We start from the raw sequence: 13780 nt of genomic DNA, 5'->3' as shown, positions 1-13780 counted from the left end.
CGAGCCCACTCATCATCCGACAGATCTCCCCGCCCCATGCCCCACGGAACGAGTTCCCAGCGGCAGCGTCACCCGACCCGTCGGACACGCCCTAGTACTCCAGCCGTAGATCGTGATCACGGATGAGAAGGTCTCCCGTCCCGATAGCCTGGGGTGAGGCCGCCACGGCGGCTTCACCCCAGTGGTAGGAAGGATGTGTCGTGATCCGTCCGGAGGTTGCTGACTTCACCGCCCTGGGCAAACTCCCGTCCGAGGACGGCGAGCCCGACGAGGCTCTTGAGGAGGCCGTCGAACGCGCGGGAGCTCTTCTGGATCTTATTGAGCGACCCGTGACCGATGAGGAGGCCCATGCCTTGGCGGACTGCTTCGGCGACGACGAATGCTTCGACGTGGCCTGGGTCCTCCTGCATCTCATCGAGACGGCTCCTCACGCGCGTGAGGACCGGCCTGAAGCCGCTCGACGATGGCGCGATGGTCTGACGAGCCAGTAGTACTCCAGGCGCAGATCTTGATCTTCACGGCAGGGCGGCGGCTTGCCTGCGGTAATGGCACAGGCGTGCGCAGGCTTGGTGCCGACGTCGCCAGTGTGACCAGCGCAGGCGGTGCGCGAGGTCGTGGACCGGGCTGATCAGGGCCGCGAACAGGTGCTGGATCTCATTGCAAGGGGATCAAGCCGTTCGGGGTGGGTCGGTTGCAGCGTTCGGTGGCGGCGGTGACGGCGAGGAAGGCGTGCGCGAGCATGGAGAGGGTGGTCCAGCGGTGCCAGGAGGTCCAGCGGCGGACCTGGTGCTCGTCCAGCCCGGTCAGTCCCTTGGCGGACTGGAAGGTCTCCTCTATGGTCCAGCGGCGCCCGGCCACTTTGACCAGCGCGGTCAGCGGGACAGGGCAGGCCGAGTAGCAACGATAGAAGGCGAGTTCACCGGTGCGGTGGTTGCGTCGGACGAGTAGCGATCGGTGGCCCGTACTGTCCGACGGACTGTCGATCTCGACCTGGGCCCATTCGTAGAGGCGGTGGCCTTTGGCACCGTCTCCTGCCGAGAGCTGCTGCCAGGCTTTCTTCGGCAGGCACTGGGCCAGCACGCCTGCAAGGAAGACGCCCGCGCGCGTGGGGATCGGCCGCTTGCGCGAGACGGCCAGAACGTAGCCGATCTGATGACTCTCCAACTCTGCGCTCAGGTGAGGGTCACCGCCGTAGACCTCGTCGCCGGTGACCCATGCGGCTGGCACGCCGGCGTCCAAGGCCTGGGCGACCATCTCGGTGGCCAGGGCGGGCTTGGTGGCGAAGCTCAAGTCTTCCGGGATGCCCGCTGCCCGGCACCGGCCAGGGTCCTGCGTCCAGGAGCGCGGGATGTAGAGGCGCCGGTCGATGGCAGCGTGCCCGGCCGAGGAGGAGTAGACGAGGTAGACGGCCACCTGGGAGTTCTCGATCCGCCCCGCGGTGCCGGTGTACTGGCGTTGCACCCCGACGCTCGCGGTCCCCTTCTTCAGATCACCGGTCTCGTCCACCACCAGGACAACGTCCTCGTCTCCGAGGTGCTCAACTACGAAGTCCCGTACGTCGTCACGGACTCGGTCCGCGTCCCAGGACGCACGGCTGAGCAGGTGCTGCATGCCGGCCGGACTGGTGTCACCGGCGTGCTCGGCGATCGTCCAGCAGTTCTTCCGCGGTAGTTCCGCGAGCAGGCCCAGAACGAATGCCCGTGCCCTGCGCCGCGGCTCCACCCGGGAGAACCGGCCTGCCACCCGCGCCATCAGGTCCTCGAACACCGGCTGCCACCGGGCAGGGTCTACGCTGTGGCTCACGGCCACCGGCTGATCTTCGTTTGTCCACACAACCGACGATGATCAATGGTGGCCGTGTCCGCTTCTATGCCATCCAGCAGTACAGGCTCTCCTCCTGCTCACCGATGGCCCGTGCCAGGTCGGCAAGGCCGCTCAGGACCTCGGTTGCCGTCTCCAGGTCGAATACCTCGCCGTCTGCCGCGCGCTCCTGCACCCACAGCTGGCTGACCTCGACAAGCCGGTGCTCATCGGCAGCGGCAAGCGCATCCTGAAGCACCCGGGAAGCAGCGAGGATCACCGGGCCCTCACCATCGCCTGGGTCGGCAACGACTTCGGGCTCATCAGCGGCAACGAGTTCTTCGAAGCTGCGACCGGTGAAGATGCTCTCCCACTCGATCAGTGCCTCTTCGGCATCGAAGTTGCCGTACGGCAGCGACTCGAAGACCCCATCGGGGCCGCCTTCCACGACGGCAGCGGCAGCGTCGCGGTCCGGCGCCAGGAAGAACTTGATGATGATGCTCACCGAGGCATAGTGCCTACTCAACAGACCCGGGTCTACTTGCCGGAAGCCGGCAGTACGCGACCAGCCAAACCGAGACGGCCTCCACTCAAGCGCCAAGATCAAGATCTACAGCTGGAGTACTAGGCTGGTCGGCGGCTGCGCAGAGCGTTGACGAGTTCCCCCTCGGCCGTGCGCGACCCCCCTCTCGATCCCGACGTTCTTCCGCCCTTACGGGAAGGTGACCCTTGGTGCGCTCCCAGAGCGAGCCGGCCGGGGAAGGGGCACAGCAATCGCCCGGGTCCCGAGCGATGATGCCGCGATGGGGCGTCGATCGCCATCGTCGAGGTGGCACAGCTCGTCGGAATCGTAAGGTGCCCCCTGTGAATCTCCAGGAGTTGCTCGACAAGCAGGACTTCTATGATGCCCCGGCTGTGGTAGCAGGACTCTCCGCAGCCAGGGTGCGAAGTGCGGCTGCTCGTGGGGCAGTTCGGGTGAGCCCGGACTCGTGCTTGCGCATCGCGTCGTTGACAAGGTCTTCACCTGCACTGCGCTCGTGAAGACGATGCGCGACAACTCCATCCCTCTGGGCACACTCATCATCGAGTTGCTTCCTGACCTCGCACCTGACTGCCGAGCCGATGTGCGCCTCACCGTCGAACAGGTCCTCGGGCAGGTCATCCTGGCCGGTGCGGTCCTCGCAGCCCTGAGTGACACTTCGTACGAGAGGGCAGTGGAGAAGACGCTGCTTGGCCCGTGGAATCTCTCTCGAACGAGCTTCGACGCACCGCGCGATGCGACCACCGGTTGGGACGGACCGACCGAGCTTGCGCTACTCGGCTATCCGCGTTCGCGCCGCCCCAGCGGAGGCTTGTGGTCGTCCGTCACCGACCTCCTGGCCGTGGGCGAAGGGCTGCTCGCCGATCGGGCCCTTCTGGACGACATCCGCCGGCCCCGCACCACGTCGGACGGTCCCGTGGTCCACGGTCTCGGATGGGCGCGCGGCCCTTCAGGCCAGATGTATCTCTGTATCTCAACGGACGGCTGCCGGGCTGTCGCGCAGCGATGCTTCTGATCCCCGACAAGGACTACGTGAGTGTCGTCGTCACCAATCAGCAGCACGCCCTCCACGCCGCAGCAAGAGTCCTCAGCGACATGCAGCAGCCCTTGACCAACGACGACCTGGCAACAGCCATCGACCGTTTCGCTGCCTGAGCTGTCGCGGGAACGCATCCGTACGCCCCGGCGGGCGGCGCCTGCCGTCTGCCGCCATGTGGACTTCGTGGTCAGCCCGCCGCTCGAGCGGCCAAGAGCTTCACCGGCCGCACCGCCTCCGCCAGGAGGGGAGGCAGGCGCAGTGCACGCGTACCTGCGCGCACATGCGAACTGATCTTTGCGTGTCCCCGTTCGAAGCAGCACCGTCACCACACCTCAGGGCCACCCCCGTACCACTCGATGACCGGTGAGTCCGCCACATCGATCTCATCCAAGCCCACCCAGCCCGCCCGCCGCATGATCTCGGCCAAGCCACGCAGACTGGACGCCGCCCCCACAGGCTCCCCGTCCACGCGTACTTGGCGTCCCTCCCCCTTGACGGGCGGGCAAACGGTCACGGAACGCTCGGTCATTCGGCAAGCATCGCCCGCAACCACACGCCCCGCATCCGGACGTGGCACGCGGTGCTGTGCCGGACGCCGTGCTGCTGCAGGAGGCGTACAGGTTCGTCCGGACACACATCAATGCTGTCCCGGGCGAGAGACGTCTTCAGTAGGCCGGGCGTGCTCCTCCACACCGACCGGCCGGTGCACGCCGGCGGCAGGCGGGTACGCGGTTCCTGACGCCGATCACGGTGCTGCGCAGTGCTCCGGGACAAGACGCTGGGAGAGGGCGACTTCTCAGTGAACGAGCGCCTTGCGCAGCCCGGGCTTCGACGCATCGGCCCACGCAGTCGGCAGTTCCCGTTCGCGGCCTTCGGCCGCGGCCTGCTCCTGGCCGTACAACAGGCCCCAGGTGAAGCCGGGCTCTCCCGCCGCGTGTGCCGCCAGAGCCAGGTGCCGCACGGCGTCCCGCGCGACGACGGTGTCCTGATGGTCCCCGAGCACCTTCTGTACGGCCTTGACGCGCTTGCCGAGCCGCTTGACAGGCTTACCGAGCGAGGCGCGCGCCGGTTCGGTGGCGTACCGCGTCTTTTTCGCCGCCTTGCGGGCCTGATGGAGGGCCGCGTCGCGTTCCGTCCCCGGGGAGAGCTCCAGCGCGTGTGCCACGCGACCGGCCAACTTGGCGTACTCCTTGAGGATTGCCTTGACCATGACCTTCTCCGGCTTGCGAGCGGCTTTGCGACGCAGCGGGGGCTGCTGCGTGAGCGTGGCCAAGGAGTTCAGCAGGGCCAGGTAGCGGGGTGAGACCAGGGCGTCGAGAGTGCGCTGCCGCGCCTCGGAGCTACGGGAAACATGCCACACCCGCAGCCTGGCTTCGACGGGCCCAAGGACCAGCTCCGGGGGCGAGGCCCCGATGCGCACGCCGAGCCCTTCCATGAGGACTTCCTGGTCGCGTTCGGCGCCCAGCTCGCCGCCCAGCCACTTGAGCTCCTCCCGGATCGGATCGGTGACCTCACGCTCCAGTACCGCCCGGTAAGAACGCAGGGTGCTGCGCAGTCGGCGGCAGGCGACGCGCATCCTGTGCACCGAGTCCGGCAGGCCGCGGCGTACCGCGGGATCGAGGTCCACCAGGGCGTGCACCTGTCCGTCCACATACCGGAGGACCTTGTCGGCGGCCGAGCCGGGTACGACGGTCTCGGCACGTGCGTCCGGCAGACGCGACGCTCCCGTTCCTGTTTCCTCCAGGGCCCGGCTCAGTTTGGACGGACTACTCGCACGGTCGATGCCCTTCCTGCGCAGCGCCTTGTCCACGAGGTCGAGCAACAAGGGATCGGCGTCCTCGGCGAGTTCGACTTCCATCTCCGTCCATGAGGCCCGTTTGGTCGTGGCCAGAAGGGACTCCGCGCGGACCTTGTCGAGGCTCAGCTCGGCGAGGACCACGCCTTCGGAATCGACGAGGTGCCGCGTGCTGCGTGTGGACCGGATACGGACGACTGGCCTCAGCTCTACCCCTCGGGTGCGAGAGAGGGCCAGGTCACGCAGGGTTTCCGGAACCGTGTCGGACAACGGGACCTGCACCTCCTCCCGGCTGTCTCCGGACATGGGCAGTTTGAGGTGCCAGCCCGCGTCAGCCCCACCGGTCCTTCGCCGGAGCGTTGCCGACGCTCCGACCAGGCGCAGGTCGTCGGTGTCGTAGTACACGGCGTCCAGTTCGTCGAGACCCCTTCCCACGACCGATGCGATGCCGTCCACACTGGTGAGGTCCGGCAGCCATGAGGTGTCATTGGTCGACGGGGCTTCGTACTTTCGCTCTGTCTCTCGCTTCGTATGGGTCATACCGGGCGCGTGCACGCCTCAGCACCGCTCAAACACTCGTGGGGCAACATATGCAGTCTTCGACAGGAGGCCCGGCCGAGGACCGCACCGAAGGACATGGTCGTGAAGGGCGTTCGCCGGTGCTCGCGCCCGGCGCTCATGCCGTGGCGAATCGGGCGGCGATACGCGTCACTGTGACCGCGACGATGACCGGTTCCGCGACGTCGTGGGTGGCGAGGTGGGAGCTGACGGCGGTCCGAACCCGGTCGTGGACGTTCCTTGCCGTGTCCAGGGTTCGGTGGCCCTCGGCCAGGACGCAGCGCACCTCGATGCGCCATCCCGAACCGTCCGGCGCCCGGTCGGCGCGGACGCCCGCCTCGGGCGGCATGCGGTGTGGTGCGGTGTACGTCCGGGTAGGCACGGCGACTGCCGCGAGGCAGTGGGCCAGGCGGGGCTGCAGGCCGGCCACGCCGGGAACCGCGAGGGCTGCCTCGGCTGCGACGCCGAGGAGCATGGTCGTGCCGGTGGCGGTCATCACGTGCCACCGCCTGTGGGCTGACCGGGACTCCAGGGTGGCCACGGCTCCAGAACGTCGACCACGACGATGTCGACAGTCGTCACTGCCAGGCCCAGGTCCCGTTCTGCTGAGTGGAGGACCGATTGGCGTACCTGATCCACCCGGTCGGGCAGCGGACGGTCGAGGGCAGCGGCCAGTTCCATGGTCACCCGCACGTCGGTGCCCTCGTCCGCGGGTACGAGCCGGCAGGTCGCGGCCCTCACACCGGGGACCGTGTCCGCGGCCTGCCGCAGTAGCTTCGCGGCAGCGCTCTCGGCGATCCGCAGGTCCCGGTCCGGGTCGGCCAGGGGGAGCAGCCGTCCGAGCCGGATCTCTGCCCTGACGACGTTCATGACACGATCGGCGAGCGCCTGGAGGCCGGGAGGGTCTTCCTCACGCAGCGCCTGGGCGGCCGCGTTCACCGTGACCAGTCCCTCGACCGCCTCGCGGCAGTGCGGACACGACACCGTGTGCGGGTCCGCGACCGGCGCAGCGTCCTGCGCCTGCTCCCAGACCCGGCTGAGCAGGCGGCCGCAGGGCAGTACCTCATCGCCCGCGAACGGAGGCAGGCCGGCGGCGGTTGGGCTGGGGCGGGGCGGCTCGGAAGGCCAGGCGTGCGGGTCGTCTAGCGCCATGGGCCCATCGCCTCCTGCAGGGATCGGCGTGCTCTGAACAGTCTGCCGCGCACCGTCTGCTCACTGGTCCGTGTCACGTGGGCGATCTCGTTGTAGGGCAGGCCCTGCAGTTCACGCAGGATCCAGCAGATCCGCTGGCCGGCGTCCAGCTCGGCGAGCGCGCGGGACAGCGCCTCGGTGGCCGCGTCCTGCTCGGCGAACCGGGCGGGCTGGCTCCTCGCGTCGCCCGTCGCGGGTTCGGCGACGGTGTCCAGAGGGAGGGGCGGCGGTCGGCGCCGCCGTCGCACGGTCAAGCAGCGGTTGATGGTGATCCGGTACATCCAGGTGCTGAACTCCGCACCGTGACGGTACTCCGGTAGACGCCGCCAGGCGCTGACGAAGGCGTCCTGCACGGCCTCTTCGGCGTCCTGGGGGTTGCCGAGCATGCCACGGGCCAGGGCCAGGAGTGACCGGTTGTGCCGCTGGACGAGAACGGCGAAGGAGTCTTCGTCTCCCTCGGCCGCCCGCACGGCAAGCACTCCGTCCGGCAGGTCGCATCCCAGCTGTGGGGAAGCAATACGTTGGATCATGACGCTCTCGCAGGGGGCTCGGAAAGAGCGGGTACCCCCGCCACACCTGTGTGATGCACATCACACGTCGCGTCTGTGAGAGGTGCGCCGCCCCGGGTGTCCAACCTCTTGAGAGACACCACGCAGGTGTCACACCGAGCCACTCGAGGCGACCGCCATGACGGACAACATCACCAGCGTCGGCGGGGGCAGCCGGCCCGACACAGGCGTGAGCGCGCTGAAGGGCCGTACCGGGGCCGGAGCACCGGCCGAGACACGGGGGAAGACCACCATCGCGGACGGTGTGGTGGCCAAGATCGCGGGCATGGCCACACGCGAGGTACCTGGCATCCACAGCATGGGAGCGGGGATGGCCCGCGCCTTCGGCGCCATGCGGGAACGCGTCCCCGGCGGAGGCGGAGGCGTCACACGCGGAGTGAAGGTCGAGGTCGGCGAGCGCCAGGCCGCGGTGGACTTGGACGTCGTCGTCGAGTACGGCGTCTCCATCGTCGACGTCGCCGGCGCCGTACGCACCAACGTGATCAGCGCCCTGGAACGCATGACGGGACTGGAGGTCGTCGAGGTGAACATCGCCGTCGACGACGTCCACCTCCCCGACGAGGAGGAAGAGGCCGAACGGGACGAGGGCCGCGTGCGGTGACCGACCACCGTGACCACGGCCATGCCCTGAACATGAGCGGGTGCTCACACGGACGATCACGTTCGCGAGACGGGTGAGTGGATGATGAACGCAGCGACGACAGGCCTCGCGGCCGGCATGGCCCTGGGCTTCGCCGGATACTTCGGAGGCTTCTGGGCATTCCTGCTCGTTCTGGTTCTGGGTGCGGCAGGGCTGTTCGTCGGCCTCGTCGTGCAGGGCGACGTCGACCTCCATATGCGGAGACAGCGGTGAGTACCCGGCCCGGTTCCCAGCCCCCGGGCGAAGGGGCCGGCTCACCGGGGCGATCCGCCGACCTGCCGCCTCCGGCCGAACGGGGCGCCACCGTCATCCCGGAAAGGGTGGTCGCCCGTATCGCCGCCAGGGCCGCACGCACAGCCCAGTCTCGGCGCGCCGCCGTACCGCCCGACCGGAGCGGGCCGGCGGCACCCAGCGCCTCCGCAGCCGTCCGTAGTGGAACGGTGCGCCTGCACCTGGCCATGGACCTGCCCTACCCCACCGACATCCCCCACGTCTGCGAGCGGATCCAGCACGACGTCGCCGAACGGGTGACTCAGCTGACCGGCTTGGAGGTGGGAGAGGTCACCCTCACCGTCCGGCGGCTGGTGACCGCCGCCGACGCGAGCCGGGGACGGGTCCGATGAGGTGCCCGGCGGCCCGGGCCGCCGGGCACGCCGCGCAGAAAGGAGGACCGGAATGACACCCGACCCGGACCCTCCCGCACGCAGCTCCACGCCATCCGCGCGCCGTGTCCCCGTGCCGATGACGAAGGAGCCGCAGGAGCTGAGAGAGCCGACAGAGCCCGGTCCACCCGAGCACGAGGCGCCTCTTCCGCCGGACTTGGTGGCGGGCGAGCACGACAGAGGGCACCGGACCCACCGCCCGTGGTCCGCGCGCCGCATTCCGGCCGCGCTGGTCGCCTCGGTGATTCTCGTGGCGGCGGCCGCGGCGCTGTTCGACGTCGTCGCCGTACGGGCCGGACGCCCTGCGGCAGCCTGGCGACGGCACCTGGCCGACGAATTGGCCACCCGCCCCTTGGACGACGTGTGGGTGCTCACGGGAGCCGCCGTCGCCGCCGCGCTCGGCATCTGGTTGATCGTCCTGGCCCTCACCCCCGGTCTACGCCACTGGCTGCCCCTGCGCTCCCCCGCGCCCGGGCTGAGGGCCTCCCTGGACCGCGACGGCGCCGCCGACCTGCTGCGCGACGCCGCCATGCGGGTCCCGGGAGTCAGCACGGCTCGCGTCCGGGTGCGCCGCCACCGTGTCAAGGCCCGCACGGACGTCCGCTTCCGCGACCCCCAGCAGGTGAAGGACGACCTCACCGCCGTCCTCGACGAGGAACGCGATCAGCTCGTCCTCGCCCGCCCTCCCCGCATCGTCGTACGAGTGCGGCAACGCACCGACTGAGCGAAACCCCCCACACCGGAGCCCACACCATGACGCGAACCGTACTCAACCGCAGTCTGCTGGCCCTCGCCGGACTGGTACTGCTCGGCGGCGGTCTGCTGATTCTCTTCGCCGGGCTCGACGTCTACCGGCGACACGATCTCGTTCCGCCCGTCGGCTGGCCCCTGACCACCCCGCACGACGTCCTGCTCGGGTCCGCCGACCGGGCCCGCTGGAGCAGTCAGGGCTGGTGGTGGTGGCCCGCGGTCATCGCCGCCCTCACGATCGTCGCCCTGCTCGCCCTGTGGTGGCTGCTCGCCCAACTGCACCGACGCCACCCCGGAGCGCTGCCCGTCGGCGGCACACCCCCGCAGGAAGGCGTCGAACTGCGCGACCACGCGCTCAGCGACGCGATCGGCGCCGAAGCCGGTGCCCTGCCGGGGGTTGAGCATGCAACCGTGCACATCACTGGCCGGCCTGCCCACCCCCGCACCCACATCACGCTTGCTCTCACCCCCCAGGGTGCGCCCGGCGCCGCCCTCGACGCCCTGTGCGAAGGCCCGCTCAGTACCGCTCGTCGGTCCACCGGCTCCCCCAGTACCGCCCCCATGCACACCGACGTCCGCCTACAGGTCGCCCACGACAAACCGCACCGCGCGCAGTGAGGCAGGAGACCGACGGCCTGCCTCGCCGGCCCGCTTGCAAGCACGAGGTGCTCCCAGTTGCCGAGCCCCGCGGGCAGGCGCACGGTGAACAAAGACGTGTCGGTCCTGAACGGGCCGCGTTTCCCAGCGTCTTCGAGAGGACGGCGATTCCGATGGCCAAGGCCAAGGGCAATGCGAAGGTGCATCAGATCAGGGGCAAGATGAAGGAGACTCTCGGCAAGGCCCTGGGGAACTCATCAATGCAGCAGGCCGGGCGTGGGGAACAGCTGCGCGCCAAGGCACATGAGATGACGGAAAAGGCGGCTGGCCACCTCCACAAGCGGAGCGGGCACTGATCGCGGACGTACGTACGGCTGGTCCGCATCTTCGGGGGCTGGTGTCGTCGACGTCGATACCGCGCCGGACGCGGGTGATCGCGCAGTGGTTCCAGCGCCGCGCCCGCGCCCGTCCGATGGCCTCTCCAACCGGTCGCGGTCACTCCGGCCAGACGACGAGATCTGAGAGTCCAGGAACGCCAGCCGACCAACTCTCGGAGCAGGTCACGCCGAGGAGAATCGCACGGCTCGGGCCGCGTCAGCCCTCGTCCTGCTCGTCCTCCTCCTCGTACTCGTCCTCTGGCCCCTCTTCGTCGTACTCCTCCTCTTCGTCGGGCGCCTCTTCGTCGGGCGCCTCTTCGTCGGGCGCCTCTTCGTCGTACTCCTCCTGCTCCTCGTCCTCCCCTGCCGCTTCCTCCTCCTCCAGTGCTTCCTCGTGGCTGCGGATCACCTCGCCGTCGCGGATCTCTCCGCGCCAGCCCTCGACTTCCTCGTCCGCGAACGTGACGTAGCGCTGGAAGTTCTTGAAGTCCAGCCGCAAACGGCGCCCTTGGGCACGCCACAGGTTGCCCGTCTTCTCGAAGAGACCTGACGGGTAGTACTCGACGACCAGCACGATCCGCGTCAGGTCGGGCGTGAGTTCGTGGAAACTGACACAGCCGTGAGTAGTGCCCTTCGCGCCTTCGGAGCTCCACACGATCCGCTCGTCCGGCACCTGTTCCTGAACCGTCGCCTTCCAACCACGAGTCGAGGGCCCGACCTTCACCTTCCAGTCACTGGCGGTCTCGTCGTTCCGGGACACACTCCGTACGCCTTTGGTGAAGTCGCTGAACTCCTCGTACTGGGTCCAGTAGTTGTACGCCACGCGGATCGGCACACCGACGTCCAGTACCTCAATGATGTTCATCACCTTGGTGCTGCCGGACTTGCCTCCGCGTCCTCCGCCGAAGACGTTCTTGACCTTGTCCATCACATTGTCTTTGAGGCCCTTGGCCTTCTCACCGACGAACGCCTTCAAGGGGGAGTCACCTTGGAGGATGCGTCCGCCGATGCCGACAAGAGATCCGCCGTTCTCGGCCGTATCAAGGAGTTGGTCGGTGACATCCCCCAACTTTTCTCCGGCCTTGTCGACGAGATGTTCGACCTGGGCATTGAGGAAGTCGGTAAGTTCGTCGCGCAACATGTCCAGACCGGAGCCCTCTCCCCGGCCGGAGTCACGCTCTTTGTCGGCCATGGCCTACCTCCGTCGCGCGGGAGTCTTCTTGGCAGTCGCCTTCTTCGCGGGGGCCGCCTTCTTGGACGGGGCCTTCTTCGCGGGCGCGCTCTTCGCCGGTGCCCGCTTCGCCGCCGCCTTCTTGGCAGGGGGCGGAGACTTCTTCGCGGTCCTCTTCGCCGGCGCCGACTTCTTGGCGGCAGCTTTCTTGGCCGCGGGCCTCTGCGCCGCCGCCTTCTTGGCCGGGGGCCTGTGCGCCGCGGTCTTCTTCGCGGGGGCCTTCTTCTCGGGAGTCCTCCTCGCAGGAGTCCTCTTCCTCGCCGGAGCGGCTTCCTTGGCGGCCGCCCTACGGGGAGAGGGCTTGGCCGCGTGCTTCCTTCCCGCTACGGGGCGGCGACGACGCCGTGGCGGCTCCTCCTCAGCCTCTTCCTCTGGCTCTTCCTCCTCCTCCGGTTCTTCTTCCTCTTCTTCCTCCTCCGGTTCTTCTTCCTCCTCTTCTTCTTCTTCGAACTCCCCCTCAGGCTCTTCCTCGTCCTCTTCCTCCTCCGGCTCCTCCTCGTCTTCGTAGCGCTCCTCGCCCTCCTCCGGCTCTTCCTCGCCCTCTTCCTCCTCACCCTTCTCCTCACCGATGCGCAGCGTGCGCTCGTGGAGAGAGTCGGCGAGGTCGGCGAGGCGCCGGTCGGCGGTGGCGGCCAGGGCTTTGCGTCCGGCGTCCAGCAGCTCGCCGCGCACCTGCTCGTTCAGCTCGGCGACTCCAGGAACGTCTCCGAGTTTCTGCAGGCCGGTCGTCAACAGTTGCTGCGGATCGAGCCCAAATCGGCGACCTGCTAGGTAGGTTGCCAGCCCGAAGGCGACACGGGCTTTCTTGGTACGTCCGAGCACATAGCCAGCTGCGACCGCGGCGGCGAGGCCGATCTTGGTCGTGTCGTTCATGAGCCGGTTCCCTTCGGAAAGGGGAGGTGAACACACTCGAATACGGGCCAACATCCCCTGCTCAACCAGTGGTTGAGACAGAAGCGGATCGCACGCGACGCGTCTCTCGGCCCGCTGAGAGCACCCCGGACACGCCATGCTGCCCCACCGGGGCAGGTCGTGACCCCACCGGGCAGGTTCGCTCAAAGCCATCCATGCCCGACCATATGTACCCCTATATGATGGAATTATAGTGTTCGTGCGTGGAGTATGGCGCGCGCTCCGACCATCGGAGAGACCATGGCCGCAGCAGAACCCCGGCGGCGATCCAGCAGCAGTGGCCGCAGCACGGACCGGGGGACCACAGGTGGCCCCCGGCGACGCTCCGGCAAGGGCAACGCAGCCTGGGCCATTCGTTCCGCAGTCGAACAACTTCAGGAGTTGCTCGGGCGGGCCCCCGAGTCCGTCTCGGCACTGAAATCCACCGAGGCCGGTTGGGAAGCCGACGTGGAGGTACTCGAACTGGAACGCGTCCCCGAAACCACGAGCGTGATGGCTACCTACCGCGTGACGCTGGACGAGGAAGGCGACCTGGTGGAGTACCGAAGGACGCGTCGCTACAGCCGCGGCCAGATCGACCGGCTGGGCTGAGGCCGCAAAGGCCATGAAAGGAGGCGCCATGACGGTGGTGCCGCAGAGTGGAGGCGCTGTCGCGCGCGGTGGTGGCGGTGGCACCAGCCTCTACGACGTCTTGGAACTCATTCTGGATCGCGGGCTTGTCATCGACGTCTTCGTCCGCGTGTCACTGGTGGGGATCGAAATCCTCAAGATCGACGCTCGTATCGTCGTGGCCAGCGTCGACACCTATTTGCGTTTCGCCGAGGCATGCAACCGTCTCGACCTCGAGACCGGGAGGAAGGCACCCGCCCAGTTGACCGACATCGTCGGAGACACGGTGGAGAGCGGGGCCAAGGGCAAATCCAAGGGGGCCCTCTCCGGCGCGGCGGAAGCGGTCACCGATTCCCTCAAGGGGATCACCGGCCGTGACGACGACGAAGAGGAGGAGGCCGAGGAAGAAGACGAGGGCAAGGAAAAGGAACCCGTGGAGAGGCGACGGCGGCCGGCGCGGCGCACCTCCCGACGTGAGCGCGAATAGGGCTCGCCCGGCGAGAAGGAAT

18 protein-coding genes and 1 pseudogene are annotated in these 13780 nt (G+C 68.3%); 11 read left to right on the top strand and 8 right to left on the bottom strand.

What is annotated here, in order from left to right:
* Nucleotides 1-200: 200 nt before the first annotated feature.
* Nucleotides 201-491, top strand: a complete 291-nt coding sequence (locus ACZ7M3_RS50455) for a hypothetical protein (RefSeq protein ID WP_472073251.1) — start codon at nucleotides 201-203, stop codon at nucleotides 489-491.
* Nucleotides 492-515: 24 nt separating this feature from the next.
* Here the strand turns inward: ACZ7M3_RS50455 and ACZ7M3_RS50450 are convergent.
* Nucleotides 516-1752, bottom strand: a pseudogene (locus ACZ7M3_RS50450) (IS701 family transposase).
* Between the two features lie 115 nt (nucleotides 1753-1867).
* Nucleotides 1868-2305 carry a hypothetical protein gene (locus ACZ7M3_RS50445; protein ID WP_472073249.1) on the bottom strand — a complete coding sequence of 146 codons (438 nt, stop codon included), beginning with the start codon at nucleotides 2303-2305 and terminating at the stop codon, nucleotides 1868-1870.
* 484 nt (nucleotides 2306-2789) lie between these two features.
* On the opposite strand from ACZ7M3_RS50445, the gene ACZ7M3_RS50440 reads away from it, so the two are divergent.
* Together ACZ7M3_RS50440 and ACZ7M3_RS50435 are read left to right on the top strand one after the other, a co-directional pair.
* Entirely contained in the window at nucleotides 2790-3356 is a 567-nt protein-coding gene (locus ACZ7M3_RS50440; protein ID WP_472073247.1) for a serine hydrolase, read from the top strand.
* Nucleotides 3347-3496 carry a hypothetical protein gene (locus ACZ7M3_RS50435; protein ID WP_261692447.1) on the top strand — a complete coding sequence of 50 codons (150 nt, stop codon included), beginning with the start codon at nucleotides 3347-3349 and terminating at the stop codon, nucleotides 3494-3496. Before ACZ7M3_RS50440 ends, ACZ7M3_RS50435 begins: the two co-directional genes overlap by 10 nt.
* Before the next feature lie 680 nt (nucleotides 3497-4176).
* Here ACZ7M3_RS50435 and ACZ7M3_RS50430 read toward each other — a convergent pair.
* The 4 genes from ACZ7M3_RS50430 to ACZ7M3_RS50415 form a co-directional block, all read right to left on the bottom strand.
* Complete coding sequence (locus ACZ7M3_RS50430) at nucleotides 4177-5715, bottom strand: CYTH and CHAD domain-containing protein (RefSeq protein ID WP_472073245.1); 1539 nt, start codon at nucleotides 5713-5715, stop codon at nucleotides 4177-4179.
* A gap of 136 nt (nucleotides 5716-5851) precedes the next feature.
* Nucleotides 5852-6229 carry an Asp23/Gls24 family envelope stress response protein gene (locus ACZ7M3_RS50425; protein ID WP_472073243.1) on the bottom strand — a complete coding sequence of 126 codons (378 nt, stop codon included), beginning with the start codon at nucleotides 6227-6229 and terminating at the stop codon, nucleotides 5852-5854.
* On the bottom strand, nucleotides 6229-6885 hold the full coding sequence (locus ACZ7M3_RS50420) for a hypothetical protein (protein WP_472073241.1): 657 nt from the start codon (nucleotides 6883-6885) through the stop codon (nucleotides 6229-6231). Before ACZ7M3_RS50420 ends, ACZ7M3_RS50425 begins: the two co-directional genes overlap by 1 nt.
* Nucleotides 6876-7454, bottom strand: coding sequence for an RNA polymerase sigma factor (locus ACZ7M3_RS50415; RefSeq protein WP_472073239.1), 579 nt, complete (start codon nucleotides 7452-7454; stop codon nucleotides 6876-6878). The genes ACZ7M3_RS50420 and ACZ7M3_RS50415 overlap by 10 nt, the downstream gene beginning before the upstream one ends.
* Nucleotides 7455-7611: 157 nt before the next feature.
* On the opposite strand from ACZ7M3_RS50415, the gene ACZ7M3_RS50410 reads away from it, so the two are divergent.
* The 6 genes from ACZ7M3_RS50410 (at nucleotide 7612) to ACZ7M3_RS50385 (ending at nucleotide 10498) form a co-directional block, all read left to right on the top strand.
* Nucleotides 7612-8094: an Asp23/Gls24 family envelope stress response protein gene (locus ACZ7M3_RS50410; protein WP_168498679.1), complete on the top strand. Its 483-nt coding sequence runs from the start codon at nucleotides 7612-7614 to the stop codon at nucleotides 8092-8094.
* Between the two features lie 81 nt (nucleotides 8095-8175).
* On the top strand, nucleotides 8176-8346 hold the full coding sequence (locus ACZ7M3_RS50405; RefSeq protein WP_472073259.1) for a hypothetical protein: 171 nt from the start codon (nucleotides 8176-8178) through the stop codon (nucleotides 8344-8346).
* Nucleotides 8343-8756 (top strand): Asp23/Gls24 family envelope stress response protein, encoded by a 414-nt coding sequence (locus ACZ7M3_RS50400; protein ID WP_472073237.1) that lies wholly within the window; start codon nucleotides 8343-8345, stop codon nucleotides 8754-8756. The genes ACZ7M3_RS50405 and ACZ7M3_RS50400 overlap by 4 nt, the downstream gene beginning before the upstream one ends.
* A 52-nt stretch (nucleotides 8757-8808) precedes the next feature.
* Nucleotides 8809-9519 (top strand): DUF6286 domain-containing protein, encoded by a 711-nt coding sequence (locus ACZ7M3_RS50395; protein ID WP_472073235.1) that lies wholly within the window; start codon nucleotides 8809-8811, stop codon nucleotides 9517-9519.
* A 29-nt stretch (nucleotides 9520-9548) separates the two neighbouring features.
* Nucleotides 9549-10163, top strand: a complete 615-nt coding sequence (locus tag ACZ7M3_RS50390) for an alkaline shock response membrane anchor protein AmaP (RefSeq protein ID WP_472073233.1) — start codon at nucleotides 9549-9551, stop codon at nucleotides 10161-10163.
* A gap of 152 nt (nucleotides 10164-10315) precedes the next feature.
* The gene (locus tag ACZ7M3_RS50385; protein WP_472073231.1) at nucleotides 10316-10498 is read left to right on the top strand and encodes a CsbD family protein; all 183 of its coding nucleotides are present in this window, start codon (nucleotides 10316-10318) and stop codon (nucleotides 10496-10498) included.
* Nucleotides 10499-10736: 238 nt separating this feature from the next.
* Here ACZ7M3_RS50385 and ACZ7M3_RS50380 read toward each other — a convergent pair whose 3' ends face one another.
* Together ACZ7M3_RS50380 and ACZ7M3_RS50375 are read right to left on the bottom strand one after the other, a co-directional pair.
* Nucleotides 10737-11711 (bottom strand): SRPBCC family protein, encoded by a 975-nt coding sequence (locus tag ACZ7M3_RS50380; protein WP_472073230.1) that lies wholly within the window; start codon nucleotides 11709-11711, stop codon nucleotides 10737-10739.
* 3 nt (nucleotides 11712-11714) lie between these two features.
* Nucleotides 11715-12623: a histone protein gene (locus tag ACZ7M3_RS50375; protein WP_472073228.1), complete on the bottom strand. Its 909-nt coding sequence runs from the start codon at nucleotides 12621-12623 to the stop codon at nucleotides 11715-11717.
* Between the two features lie 279 nt (nucleotides 12624-12902).
* On the opposite strand from ACZ7M3_RS50375, the gene ACZ7M3_RS50370 reads away from it, so the two are divergent.
* Together ACZ7M3_RS50370 and ACZ7M3_RS50365 are read left to right on the top strand one after the other, a co-directional pair.
* Nucleotides 12903-13253: a gas vesicle protein GvpO gene (locus ACZ7M3_RS50370; protein ID WP_075030190.1), complete on the top strand. Its 351-nt coding sequence runs from the start codon at nucleotides 12903-12905 to the stop codon at nucleotides 13251-13253.
* 28 nt (nucleotides 13254-13281) lie between these two features.
* Nucleotides 13282-13758 (top strand): gas vesicle structural protein GvpA, encoded by a 477-nt coding sequence (locus ACZ7M3_RS50365; RefSeq protein WP_472073226.1) that lies wholly within the window; start codon nucleotides 13282-13284, stop codon nucleotides 13756-13758.
* Nucleotides 13759-13780: the final 22 nt, after the last annotated feature.

This window comes from Streptomyces sp. NPDC111656, assembly GCF_055656965.1.
This window is presented reverse-complemented; position numbering and strand designations above follow the sequence as displayed.

Coding starts and splice junctions, on each gene's coding strand:
- ACZ7M3_RS50430 (WP_472073245.1), bottom strand. CDS start 5,715: ATGACCCATACGAAGCGAGAGACAGAGCGAAAGTACGAAGCCCCGTCG.
- ACZ7M3_RS50395 (WP_472073235.1), top strand. CDS start 8,809: ATGACACCCGACCCGGACCCTCCCGCACGCAGCTCCACGCCATCCGCG.
- ACZ7M3_RS50405 (WP_472073259.1), top strand. CDS start 8,176: ATGATGAACGCAGCGACGACAGGCCTCGCGGCCGGCATGGCCCTGGGC.
- ACZ7M3_RS50365 (WP_472073226.1), top strand. CDS start 13,282: ATGACGGTGGTGCCGCAGAGTGGAGGCGCTGTCGCGCGCGGTGGTGGC.
- ACZ7M3_RS50385 (WP_472073231.1), top strand. CDS start 10,316: ATGGCCAAGGCCAAGGGCAATGCGAAGGTGCATCAGATCAGGGGCAAG.
- ACZ7M3_RS50420 (WP_472073241.1), bottom strand. CDS start 6,885: ATGGCGCTAGACGACCCGCACGCCTGGCCTTCCGAGCCGCCCCGCCCC.
- ACZ7M3_RS50375 (WP_472073228.1), bottom strand. CDS start 12,623: ATGAACGACACGACCAAGATCGGCCTCGCCGCCGCGGTCGCAGCTGGC.
- ACZ7M3_RS50435 (WP_261692447.1), top strand. CDS start 3,347: ATGCTTCTGATCCCCGACAAGGACTACGTGAGTGTCGTCGTCACCAAT.
- ACZ7M3_RS50415 (WP_472073239.1), bottom strand. CDS start 7,454: ATGATCCAACGTATTGCTTCCCCACAGCTGGGATGCGACCTGCCGGAC.
- ACZ7M3_RS50410 (WP_168498679.1), top strand. CDS start 7,612: ATGACGGACAACATCACCAGCGTCGGCGGGGGCAGCCGGCCCGACACA.
- ACZ7M3_RS50370 (WP_075030190.1), top strand. CDS start 12,903: ATGGCCGCAGCAGAACCCCGGCGGCGATCCAGCAGCAGTGGCCGCAGC.
- ACZ7M3_RS50425 (WP_472073243.1), bottom strand. CDS start 6,229: ATGACCGCCACCGGCACGACCATGCTCCTCGGCGTCGCAGCCGAGGCA.
- ACZ7M3_RS50380 (WP_472073230.1), bottom strand. CDS start 11,711: ATGGCCGACAAAGAGCGTGACTCCGGCCGGGGAGAGGGCTCCGGTCTG.
- ACZ7M3_RS50390 (WP_472073233.1), top strand. CDS start 9,549: ATGACGCGAACCGTACTCAACCGCAGTCTGCTGGCCCTCGCCGGACTG.